The sequence below is a fragment of the Bacillus sp. AL-1R genome (assembly GCF_052180195.1).
Classification (GTDB): domain Bacteria; phylum Bacillota; class Bacilli; order Bacillales; family Bacillaceae_G; genus Gottfriedia.
In genome coordinates this window covers 3,948,385-3,960,733 of sequence record NZ_CP197469.1, presented here as the reverse complement: position 1 = coordinate 3,960,733, position 12,349 = coordinate 3,948,385, and the positions used below count along the sequence as shown (strand labels likewise).

General features: G+C 33.2%; 11 protein-coding genes. All 11 read left to right on the top strand.

The features are described 5' to 3' along the window. Positions 1-27: 27 nt before the first annotated feature. The 11 genes from ACSBO6_RS18970 (at position 28) to ACSBO6_RS18920 (ending at position 12,202) form a co-directional block, all read left to right on the top strand. Positions 28-1,431 carry a right-handed parallel beta-helix repeat-containing protein gene (locus tag ACSBO6_RS18970; RefSeq protein WP_498843845.1) on the top strand — a complete coding sequence of 468 codons (1,404 nt, stop codon included), beginning with the start codon at positions 28-30 and terminating at the stop codon, positions 1,429-1,431. Between the two features lie 183 nt (positions 1,432-1,614). After that, complete coding sequence (tagU, locus tag ACSBO6_RS18965) at positions 1,615-2,535, top strand: polyisoprenyl-teichoic acid--peptidoglycan teichoic acid transferase TagU (protein ID WP_498844686.1); 921 nt, start codon at positions 1,615-1,617, stop codon at positions 2,533-2,535. 515 nt (positions 2,536-3,050) lie between these two features. Continuing rightward, positions 3,051-3,926 carry a UTP--glucose-1-phosphate uridylyltransferase GalU gene (galU, locus tag ACSBO6_RS18960; protein ID WP_498843844.1) on the top strand — a complete coding sequence of 292 codons (876 nt, stop codon included), beginning with the start codon at positions 3,051-3,053 and terminating at the stop codon, positions 3,924-3,926. Between the two features lie 133 nt (positions 3,927-4,059). Further along, positions 4,060-4,980: a polyisoprenyl-teichoic acid--peptidoglycan teichoic acid transferase TagU gene (gene tagU, locus ACSBO6_RS18955; protein ID WP_098844766.1), complete on the top strand. Its 921-nt coding sequence runs from the start codon at positions 4,060-4,062 to the stop codon at positions 4,978-4,980. Between the two features lie 179 nt (positions 4,981-5,159). Beyond that, entirely contained in the window at positions 5,160-6,038 is an 879-nt protein-coding gene (gene rfbA / locus ACSBO6_RS18950) for a glucose-1-phosphate thymidylyltransferase RfbA (RefSeq protein ID WP_498844685.1), read from the top strand. Positions 6,039-6,056: 18 nt separating this feature from the next. Further along, positions 6,057-6,617, top strand: coding sequence for a dTDP-4-dehydrorhamnose 3,5-epimerase (gene rfbC, locus ACSBO6_RS18945; protein ID WP_498843843.1), 561 nt, complete (start codon positions 6,057-6,059; stop codon positions 6,615-6,617). Between the two features lie 5 nt (positions 6,618-6,622). Continuing rightward, entirely contained in the window at positions 6,623-7,483 is an 861-nt protein-coding gene (gene rfbD, locus ACSBO6_RS18940; RefSeq protein WP_498843842.1) for a dTDP-4-dehydrorhamnose reductase, read from the top strand. Between the two features lie 4 nt (positions 7,484-7,487). Then, the gene (gene rfbB, locus ACSBO6_RS18935; RefSeq protein ID WP_498843841.1) at positions 7,488-8,501 is read left to right on the top strand and encodes a dTDP-glucose 4,6-dehydratase; all 1,014 of its coding nucleotides are present in this window, start codon (positions 7,488-7,490) and stop codon (positions 8,499-8,501) included. 167 nt (positions 8,502-8,668) lie between these two features. Next, positions 8,669-8,998, top strand: coding sequence for a hypothetical protein (locus ACSBO6_RS18930; protein WP_498843840.1), 330 nt, complete (start codon positions 8,669-8,671; stop codon positions 8,996-8,998). A gap of 93 nt (positions 8,999-9,091) precedes the next feature. Further along, positions 9,092-11,206, top strand: a complete 2,115-nt coding sequence (locus ACSBO6_RS18925) for a CgeB family protein (RefSeq protein WP_498843839.1) — start codon at positions 9,092-9,094, stop codon at positions 11,204-11,206. A 12-nt stretch (positions 11,207-11,218) separates the two neighbouring features. Next, positions 11,219-12,202, top strand: coding sequence for a glycosyltransferase (locus ACSBO6_RS18920; RefSeq protein ID WP_498843838.1), 984 nt, complete (start codon positions 11,219-11,221; stop codon positions 12,200-12,202). The last annotated feature ends 147 nt before the right edge of the window (positions 12,203-12,349 follow it).

Below are 12,349 nucleotides of genomic sequence, written 5' to 3'. Positions count from 1 at the left end.
AAGTAAGTATTAAATAGGGGGGATTATGTGAAGAGGAGAAACTTCCTGATAAATGGTTTTCTAATGTTACTAGCTTATTTTTTTGGCTTAAGAATTGGAAATATAAGAAGTTCTGAAAATACTTTACCAAGTACTTTTAAAGAAAAAGTTGGTAATTCAATTTATGATGAAATTAGCGATATAAATGAAGAGTTGAGGGATATTGCTATAAACATCAAAAGTCAAGGAGCCAAGGCAGACGGAACTGATGCAACTCAAGCATTTATAAATGCAAGAGCAAAATCCAAATATATTTTTGTACCAAAAGGAGAATACATTATTGATAAGCTTGTCTTACAGGATGTAGTTCTTTTTGGGAATGGTACACTTAAATGGAAAAGTAATTCTACATCTTTTATGCTTGAGTTAAAAGGGAGATGCGTTGTCAAAGGATTAAAGTTCGATGGTAATGCTGCATTACAAGGTGCAAATAAATTGTCTGCAATTAAATTAAAAAAAGCTAAGAACACATCAATTAGAAATAATATATTTACCAATTTTCATAGTAAACTCATTGTTTCAGATGTGGCAAAAAGTCCAAATGTGCAGATATTAGGTAATAGATTTATAGATTGTGGTAATTCGAAAGGTTGTGATGTTGTTACAATAAAAAGCTCTGATTGGATAATTAAAGCGAACTATTTTATGAATATCGGAGATGGACATTGTATTCGTCTGGGTTTAAATGACAGTGATCCTAAATCTGTTTCAGTCGAAAGGATAATTATAACTGAAAATAATTTTAAAAATACCCAACATGTAGGTGTAACATGCGAAATTTTTACACAGAATATCCTGATTACTGGGAACATCTTTGATAACCTAGAACAAGCTATTAAATGTGAATCAATGGGTGATACAGTGTATGATATTACTATCTCGAACAATATCATTAGGAATATAACATCACCAACAGCATTAAATTTATCTTCAACAAAAATAAAGTTTATTAATAATCGCTGTTATAATTTAGCCGGTGGACCTTATTTTGGAGAATTTTTTGATTGTTCAAATAACGAATTTTATCATTGTGGTTCTTTAACTGACGGAGTGATTAGTAATCAAGGTAGTCCATTAAATGGTATTATCGCTAATAATTTGATAGTAAAACCAAGATATAGAGGTATTGTAGTATCAGGAGGAACAATTACAGGAAATCGTATTATTAATTGCCCAGACCAAGCCATTAGATTATCTAATTCAGGTTTGGTTGTAACTAATTACATAAAAGGAGCAAAAACAGGTATTGCTTTACTATCAAACGTTTCAAATTCAGTAATTAATAACAATGTACTCTTAAGTATTTCAGATAAAAGTATTTCATTCCCTAATGATAAACAGCTTAAAAATGTAATAATAAAAGATAACATAGGGTCAGAAACTAATGAATAAACTTACTTGTATTGCTAAAGAGCTTGGATTATCATTTGTATATTCCTTTTTGTATAGTAAAATTTAAATAATTATCTAATTTATATAATTAGATAATAATAAACAATTTCTTAAGTAGGTTTTTATTTTGAAATAAGAAGGAGCAAAAAAGTGTCCAGATCAGAGAAACGCTCATCTAAACAAATGTCCACGACAAAAAAAGTTCTACTAACCCTAGTAAGTGTACTAGTTGTCATTGGTCTAGGAATAGGCGGTTATGCTTATTCAATTTACCACAATGTAAATAAGACATCAGACGTAATTTATAAAGACATAAAGAAAACTGATAAACGTAAAGAAGAAGTAAGTGTTGAAAAGAAAGAACCTTTCTCGATTTTACTATTAGGTGTTGACCATCGTCCTGGTGATAAAGGTCGTTCGGATACGATGATTGTGTTAACAGTTAATCCGAATACTAATACAACAAAGATGGTAAGTATTCCACGTGATACGAGAACTGAAATCGTTGGTAAGGGTAAACAAGATAAGATTAATCACGCGTACGCATTTGGTGGTATTCAAATGGCAGTTGACTCGGTTGAAAATTTTTTGAACATTCCAATCGATTATTATCTTGAAGTAAATATGGAAGGCTTTAAAGATATCGTTGAAGCAGTAGGTGGAGTTGATGTGAATAATGACTTAGACTTTACTTATGGTGGAGTTCATTTCACTAAAGGACCAATGCATTTAAATGGTGATGATGCATTACTTTATTCTCGTATGCGTAAGCAAGATCCAAGAGGTGACTTTGGACGTCAGCTGCGACAAAGACAAGTGATTGATGCGGTTATTAAAAAAGGGGCAACAATCTCTTCTTTAACAAACTATCAATCGATTTTACAAGCGATTCAAAAGAATGTTGTGACAAACTTTAGCTTAGATGATATGATATCAATTCAAAAAGACTATCGTTTGGCTGCGAAGAATATTACAGAAACGCAGATTACAGGTCAAGGTAAATTGATTGATAAAATTTATTATTTACTTGTTTCGGATGAAGACAGAAAAAATATTTCAAATGATCTTCGCCAGCACTTAGAGCTACCTTTAGAAACAAAATAACAATTGTTAACTGTTTAATTGTTAACTGTTTAATTGTTAACTGGATAATAGGCGCCTAAAAAAAGAGGTCTATTATCCAATTTTTTTATGTTCTATTGATTAAACTTGTTTCCAATCTGTAGAAAAATATTATATTTGTATAATAAATAACGTTACAATATTGTTTAATGATTGTAATATAAATAGGTCTAAACCATTATAATGTAGATATTTCCTCTAGTTTGTGCAAACGTCAATCTAAATATTTATTAAAAACTACTTAACGAAATGTTGAGAAATTGTTATAATAAGTTTTGTTGATTAACTAATATTATTCTAAAAAAATAATTTAAGGCAGGATTTACTTGGAAGAGTAAAGGTTATTTAGTTTCGAAGTGTAAAATTGTCTGCTTAGAAGTAAATCATCAGGGTATTATGTACCCTTTTTAGTTTTTTTAATGGAGTTACATTTTTGTGTATTAAATCACATGCGTATAGATATAAAATAGAGAGAAGAACATGGGGGGACTTTTGAAATGAAAAAAGTAAGAAAAGCAATTATTCCAGCAGCGGGATTAGGAACACGTTTTTTACCTGCAACAAAAGCGATGCCGAAAGAAATGTTACCAATCGTAGACAAGCCAACAATTCAATATATAGTAGAAGAAGCGATTGAATCAGGAATTGAAGACATTATTATCGTAACAGGTAAAGGTAAACGTGCAATTGAAGATCACTTTGATTATTCATTTGAGTTAGAACAAAATTTATTAGAAAAAGAAAAATATGATATATTAAAACAAGTTAAAGCTCCATCAAATATTGATATTCATTATATTCGTCAAAAAGAACCAAAAGGATTAGGTCATGCTGTATGGTGCGCACGTAATTTTATTGGGAATGAGCCATTTGCAGTCTTACTTGGTGATGATATTGTTGAAGCAGAAACACCAGGATTAAAGCAATTAATTGATCAATATGACCAAAAATTCTCTTCTGTAATTGGTGTGCAAACTGTACCAGAAGAAGAAACACATCGATATGGAATTGTTGATCCAATCATGCAAAATGGCAGAAGCTACGAAGTAAGAAACTTTGTTGAAAAACCAGCACCTGGTACAGCTCCTTCGAATTTAGCCATTATGGGCCGTTATGTCTTTACACCTGAAATTTTTAAGTTCTTAGAAGAACAAAATATCGGTGCTGGTGGAGAGATTCAGTTAACGGATGCTATTCAAAAATTAAATACAATTCAACGTGTGTTTGCATATGACTTTGAAGGAAAGCGTCATGATGTTGGTGAAAAATTAGGATTTATTAAAACAACGATTGAGTTTGCTTTAAAACATGATGATTTAAGAGAAGATTTATTAGATTATTTAAAGGACATGTTAACAGTAAACGTTAAATAAAGATGGATGATTTGAAAAAGTAGAACTTATATTAATATAATGAAGTTTTTGGAATAATGGATTTTTAATTAAAGATAAAGTTCATAAAAGGAGAAAACTATTGTCTAGATCAGAAAAAAAATCAGCTAAAAAAATGTCAACGGCAAAAAAAGTAGTATTAATTGTAGTCAGTGTATTAGTTGTGATCGGTTTAGGAATTGGTGGTTATGCGTATTCTATTTACCATAATGTAAATAAGACGACAGATGCGATTTATAAAGGAATCAAAAAATCAGATAAACGAGAAGAAGAAATAAGTGTTGAAAAGAAAGAACCGTTCTCTATTTTAATATTAGGTGTCGATCATCGTCCTGGTGATAAGGGCCGTTCGGATACGATGATTGTGATGACGGTTAATCCAAATACAAATACGACAAAAATGGTTAGTATTCCACGTGATACAAGAACGGAAATCGTTGGAAAAGGGAAAGAAGATAAAATTAACCATGCCTATGCATTTGGTGGAATCCAAATGTCAGTTGATACAGTTGAGAACTTCTTAAATATTCCAATTGACTATTATCTTGAAGTAAATATGGAAGGCTTTAAAGATATTGTTGATGCAGTAGGTGGAGTTGATGTCGTTAATGACTTAGACTTTACTTATGGTGGTGTACATTTTGAGGAGGGCCAAATTCATTTGAATGGTGAGGATGCATTAAAGTATTCTCGTATGCGTAAATTAGACCCACGAGGTGACTTTGGTCGTGAGCAGCGACAAAGACAAATCATTGAAGCGGTAATCAAAAAAGGAGCTACCATTTCTTCTTTAACAAATTACCAATCCGTTTTACAAGCGATTCAAAAGAATGTTGTGACGAATATTAAGTTAGACGATATGATCGCAATTCAAAAAAATTATCGTGAGGCTTCGAAAAAGATTAGTAAATCCCAAGTGACTGGTTCAGGTAAGAAAATTGATGGTATATACTATTATTTAATTCCGCAAGAGGAACGAAACGCTATCTCAAATGATCTTCGCCAGCATTTAGAGTTACCCGCTGAAACAAAATAATGATTAGTTAGACACTGTTAAAATTTTTTAACGGTGTCTATTTTTTTTTTGATTAAATTCATCAAAAATACCACTCTTTACCCCCAAACTCATAGATCCTCTAAGAAGTTTACCTACACAACCCCTTAACCACCATCATAATAATATATATATTCCTAAATGTTTAGGAGGTCTTAACAATAAAAGGCATTATACTTGCAGGTGGCAGCGGTACTCGTCTTTATCCATTAACGATGGTGACTAGTAAACAACTATTGCCTGTATACGATAAACCAATGATTTACTATCCATTATCTACTTTAATGCTAGCTGGTATTAGAGAGATTTTAATTATATCGACTCCAGAAGATTTACCTCGTTTTGAGGCGTTGTTAGGTGATGGCTCACAGTTTGGCGTTTCGTTGAACTATAAAGTACAACCTAGTCCAGATGGGTTGGCTCAAGCGTTTATTCTTGGTGAAGAGTTTATTGGAAACGACTCTGTTGCGATGATATTAGGTGACAATATTTATTATGGCAGTGGGTTACGTAGTATGTTGAAGAAAGCTGCGATGAAGGAAAAAGGGGCAACAGTATTCGGTTATCATGTCCAGGATCCTGAGCGATTTGGCGTTGTAGAATTCGATGAGTCAGGGAAAGTTTTGAGCATCGAAGAAAAGCCAGTAGTTCCGAAATCAAATTATGCAGTTACTGGATTGTATTTTTATGATAATCGTGTCATTGAAATTGCTAAAAATGTAAAACCATCAAGTCGTGGGGAATTAGAGATTACTTCTGTCAATGAAGCTTATTTAAACTTAGGTGAGTTAGAAGTTGAGCTATTAGGTCGTGGCTATACATGGTTAGATACTGGAACGCATGAAAGCTTAGTGTCGGCAACAAATTTTGTCAAAACAATCGAAGAGCATCAAGGGATTAAAATATCTGCGCCAGAAGAAGTAGCTTTTATTAATGGGTGGATTGATAAAGAACAATTAGTCCGTTTAAGCGAATCGCTTCGTAAAACAAGTTATGGTACCTATTTACGAAAAGTTGCAAATGGCGAGATAAAATATTAGTTCAAGGGGTCATTATCAATGAAAATGACAGAAACTTTTATAAAAGGAATTGTAGTGATTGAACCGACTGTTTTTGGTGATCACCGTGGTTGGTTTATGGAAACATATAATGATTCTAAAATGAAGGATCTTGGAATGGATTTGAATTTTGTTCAAGATAATCAATCATTTTCTGCATTGAAGGGAACGTTGCGGGGATTACATTATCAGTTGTCTCCAAAAGCACAAACGAAATTAGTTCGTTGTACAAGGGGTGCAATTTTTGATGTGGCTGTCGATCTAAGAAAAGGGAGTCCGACTTACGGAAAATGGTTCGGAATCGAGTTAAGTGCAGAAAACAAAAAACAATTATTCATTCCAAAAGGGTTCGCTCACGGTTTTATGACGTTAACAGATAATGTGGAAGTCCAATATAAGGCGGATGAGTTCTATTCACCCGAATGTGATCGTGGAATTGTTTGGAATGACCCCGATATTCAGGTGCAATGGCCAATGAATAGTTCTCCATTATTATCTGAAAAAGACAAAGCCGCACCATTATTAAAGGATGCTGAAAATAATTTTATTTATAAGGAGTAATATAAATGAAGGTTTTAGTAACTGGTTATGGTGGACAACTAGGCTATGATGTTGTTAAGGAATGTAAACGACATGGTTTAGTTGTAAAAGGAATCGGTCGAAAAGAACTCGATATTACTGAAAAGGAATCAGTTTCTTCTATTATCGATTCATTTAAACCGGATGTAATTGTTCACTGCGCTGCCTATACAGCAGTAGACAAAGCGGAAGATGATAAAGAGAATTGCTGGAATGTGAATGTAGAAGGAACAAGTTATTTAGTTGAAGCTGCGAAAAAACATCATTCAAAGTTCATTTATATTAGTACGGACTATGTATTTAATGGGACAGGTGAAAGTCCATTTAATGAAGATGACCAACCGGATCCAATCGGTTATTATGGATTAACAAAGTATGAGGGTGAAAGAGTTGTTCAATCATGCATCGAAAACTATTTCATCGTTCGTATTTCGTGGGTATTTGGGATTAATGGAAATAATTTTATTAAAACAATGTTAAAATTATCAGAAACAAGAAATGAATTAAAGATCGTCGGAGATCAAATTGGTTCACCGACTTATACAGTTGATCTAGCTAGATTCATAATCGATTTAATGAAATCAGATCAATTTGGAATCTATCACGCAACAAATGAGGGCTTTACTAGTTGGGCTGATTTTGCAAAAGAAATATTCAAACAAACAGACAGAAAAACTTTCGTAAAATCGATTGCATCCGAAGACTACCCTACTCGAGCAACTCGACCGAAAAATTCGAGATTATCAAAACAAAAGCTAGTAGATAATGGCTTTCAATCTTTACCTTCATGGCAAGACGCATTAGCAAGGTATTTAGTTCAATTAAATAAAAGAGACGAGGTACAGTAAAATCATGAAAGTAGCTGTTACAGGTGGTGCCGGTTTTATTGGTGGAAACTTTGTTCAATACATGATCAATAAATACCCATCTTATTCAATATACAATTTGGATGCTTTAACGTATGCGGGGGATTTAACAAAACATAAAAATATCGAACAAAATGAAAACTATCATTTTATTAAAATTGATATTTCAAACCGTGACGACATCATGACTTTATTTAAAAAAGAGAAATTCGACTATGTCATCCACTTCGCAGCAGAAAGTCATGTTGATCGCTCAATAGCAGACCCAAGTATATTCGTGACAACAAATGTGTTAGGAACTCAAATTTTACTAGATGCTTCAAAAGCGATAAACATTAAGAAATTTGTCCATGTATCGACAGATGAAGTGTACGGGGATCTAGATTTTGATCCTACAACCTTTTTTACTGAAGATACACCGCTACAACCGAATAGCCCGTACTCCGCAAGTAAAGCATCTTCTGATTTATTAGTTCGTGCCTATCACGAAACGTACGGATTTCCGATGAATATCACACGTTGTTCAAATAATTACGGACCATATCACTTTCCAGAGAAGTTAATTCCATTAACGATTTCTCGCGTTCTAAATGACCAAAAAGTTCCTGTTTATGGCACTGGTGAAAATATTCGCGATTGGTTGCATGTTCTTGACCATTGTTCTGCTATTGATTTAGTTTTGCATAAAGGAGAAAATGGGGAAGTTTACAATGTAGGTGGACATAACGAGCGGACGAATTTAGAGGTTGTTAAGACGATCATTAAAGAGCTTGGTAAATCTGAGGGATTAATTGAATTCGTTAAAGATCGTTTAGGTCATGATAAACGATACGCGATTGATCCTAGTAAATTAGAAAAACTAGGATGGAAGCCAACTTATCATTTCGATACTGGAATTGCTCAAACCGTTCAATGGTATTTGGAAAATAAGGAATGGTGGGAGAAAATTGTTTCAGGTGAATATAAAGATTATTTTGAAAAGCAATATGGAAATAACTAGGGCTGCCTACGCAAAATTTGCAAAGGCAGTTATTTTTTTACATTATTTTAACATGGATACTCATTAAGCTTCACAAAAAGTCGTTAATCTCTAATTAAGAATCGTTTCCTTTTTAATAAACACGTCTTACTTGGATACGGTGTTTATCTTATTGTTGGAGGTTTGAAATGAAGAATAGTCAATTATTGAATAGTAGTCATGTTGATTCAACAACTGTAAATTTTAAACCAAGTTTATTCGAGGTTTCGACTGAGGATCTAGATGCGAATATTGTACGGAAAAATGAATGGTTAATGAAAGAAAATGAAATTCTCTCTAATAAAGTCATGGAATTAGAAAAGAGAATGGAAGAGCAATTATTTCGTCGGTTGGATTTAATTGTTGAGCATGAGGAATTTATGATGGGGCTTGATGATTATGTGCTTGTAAACGAAGTAAAGCAGTCAGTTCGTATGAATATGAAAAATTGCAAGAAGAATATCAAAAGCTGCAATTAAATTATGAAACGTTTCGGAATTCAAAGTTTGGCAAATTAGCTAGGAAATACTGGAAGCTCTTGAAGTATGTAAAAAGAAAATGAGGGGTCATGTATGTTAAAAGAATTAATCGAAAAACAAATTACTAGATTACGTAATGAAAAATATGACACGAAGATGATGCTGCAAGAATTAATGAATGTGGATGAACCCTTCTATTTTCAAAACCATGAGGTACTTCCATTGTCAGCTGATGATTTTATCGTTAGTAAAGGGATTCAAAAGTTTCAAAAGGAAAAGCAAACGCTATTTCATAACAAACTAATAAAACAAACTGCGGTTATTGATTATAAAGACGAAAAAAAATTAATGGATCTACTTTTTAATGAAGGTAGGAGTCAGTTATTTACTAAATTTGGCATTACGGGCTTTGTGAGTGGTAAGTGTGAGGTAGTTTGTGAGCTACGATTTGTAGATCATGAGTATAACGCAATTACAGTCAATTTCCAGATGGAGGAGTTAGTTGATCTATCTCAAATTAATCAAAGCAGGATCCAATCGGCTTCTTTTTCTATTTATATGACAGGTGCGGCCACACTTCATTTATTCCATGCTAAATTAATGGGTTCATATAAAAATAGTACGATAGACAATTCTCACTTGAACAAACAAAAGAAAGAAATTAAGGACTTTCGAGTAGGGTTTATCGCCGACGAATTTACGACACGATGCTTTGATTATGAGTTTCAACTTGTAAAAATTACGCCTGAGAATTGGTTGACGGAATTTAAAAAGCATCGAATAGATTTATTTTTTTGCGAGTCTGCCTGGCTTGGGAATGATGGAGCTTGGAAGGATAAAATCGGTACGAAAAATCATCGAAATCATACGAAACTATTAAAATTAGTTTATTGGTGTAAAGAACATAAGATCCCGACCGTTTTTTGGAATAAGGAAGATCCGTTCCATTATCAAGCCTTTATTGATACAGCAAAGCATTTTGATTATGTATTCACGACTGATTTTGAATCAGTTCAAAACTATATGGATGAAGGCTGTGAAAATGTTTATTGCTTACCTTTTGCAGCTCAACCGAAAATTCACAATCCAATTGAATCTATTCCTCGGAAAGAGAAAGTAGTTTTTGCCGGGGCGTATTATGGTAAAAAGTTTCCTGAGCGTACGAGTGCGATGGAGAAGCTAGTCGATTCTTCTAAGGAATACGGGCTAGATATTTATGACCGTAACTATCATAATCCAACAAGTCCTAATCAATTTCCAGATGAGTATAAACCATTTATTGTTGGAAACTTAAAACAAAATGAAATTGATCTTGCGTATAAAGGCTATAAAGTAGCACTAAATGTAAATAGTATTACGAAATCTCCGACTATGTTTGCCCGGAGAGTATTTGAGTTATTAGCAAGTAATACCCCGATTATTAGTTCCCATTCAGAAGGGATTCATCGAATGTTTGGAGAGATTGTAACAGCGACAGACGATGAAAAGATCATGAAACAACGTCTTTCAAACTATTATACAGATGAGACTTTTTATAAAAAAAATCGGCTACTCACATTGCGAAAAGTATTAGAAGAACATACATATACGAATCGAGTGGAAGATTTATTCGACATTATTAATCTGCCATATGAGAAATATGAAGAGACTGCTACTTTAGTAGGAATTGTTCGAAGTAAAGCTGATTATGAAAAAATAATCTCGATTTACAATAGACAAGGAATCAAACAAAAAAAGCTAGTGATCCTACTCGATTTGTTTGAAGGCTATTTAAATATTTTTAATCAAAACAATTATGGAGAAGTAAAAACCTATCTAATTGATTACTGCCATCATTACTTTAGCTTAAATGATCTCGTTGATTCGAATTATATTGCTCCAATTAATCTAGATCATTATTATGGAGACAATTATTTAAGAGATTTGATGTTAGCGACTAAGTACACGAATGATACGATTATTGCTAAGGGCAATGGAAATAGCTATAACTACGTAAATGATTGCTATATTGATGGGGCATTGATTTGTAAAAAGGCGACTAGATTTCTTCACCCCAATGAATTTATAAAGCTTTTAGATCATAAATCAACAATTGGCCATTTCTCAAAAGCTGGTGTTCAATTTTTTGAAATTGATGAGTTTAATTTTTATCGAGATGCCTATGAACAAGCCATTAGCCAAGACGAGATTGAGCGTATTTTAGTATAAGGAGCTGTTTTTATGAAACTGGCGATTATCGGGCATGATTTAAAATTTATAAACGATGCGATTAAGAGGTTTGAAGCTAGAAGTGATATTGAACTAAAAATTGATTTGTGGGAAGGTCATACAATTCATCAAGTTGGCAAAAGTTTAGAGATTGTTAATTGGGCGGATGTTCTTTTTTGTGAGTGGGGACTTGGAAATGTGATTTGGTATCAGGAGCATAAAAAAGATCATCAATTATTAATTGTTAGAATGCATCGATTTGAAATGAATACGCCTTTTCCAGAACGATTTGATTTTACGAAGATTGATAAGATTATTGCGATTTCTTCTTATATATTTGAGGAATTTCATCGTGTTGCAAGGATTCCTAGGGAAAAGATGATCGTCATTCAAAATGGAGTTGATGTCGATAAATTCCATTTGCCGAAGCAATATGATGCAGATTTTCGAATTGGATTACTTGGTTATGTACCGAAGCTAAAACGGTTAGATCGGGCGCTTGAGTTGTTTGAAAAGTTATATGTAAGAGACAGTCGATATACGCTTTCAATAAAAGGGAAGCATCCGAAAGAGTTTCCTTGGGTATGGAATAATCAACAAGAGCAGGATTATTATACAAGTTTATTTAAAAAAATTGAGAATTCCCATTATCGTGATCAAGTTCAATTTGAAGAGTGGGGAGATTCAGCGGAGTGGTTCGAGTCAATTGGTTATGTTTTATCAGTTAGCGATTATGAAAGTTTTCACTTAGCACCCGTTGAAGGGATGGCTTCTTGCGCTGTACCAATTGTTTTACATCGCGAAGGAGCTCGTATGATCTTCCCTGATGAGTATATCTTTGAATCAATTGATCAAGCAGCTCAGTACATTGCGAGTCGTAGAAAAGGAAATAAGCAAGAACTAGTTGAATTTGTGAAGGGAAATTACTGTATGGATAAAATGTGTTCAGAGATTTTGAGTCTAATTGATGAGTTACAAGTAAAATTAGTACATTAAGTAGATCTTAGTGCACAGTGATTTCTTGAATAGAAGGAACTGTGCTTTTTCTTCTTAGCCTCAAGTATGAATGATTTCAAATATGGGAAACTAAGTGTATAGGCTTTTTTCGATTTGTGAGATCGAATAGGAAAATTACTAGTTAAA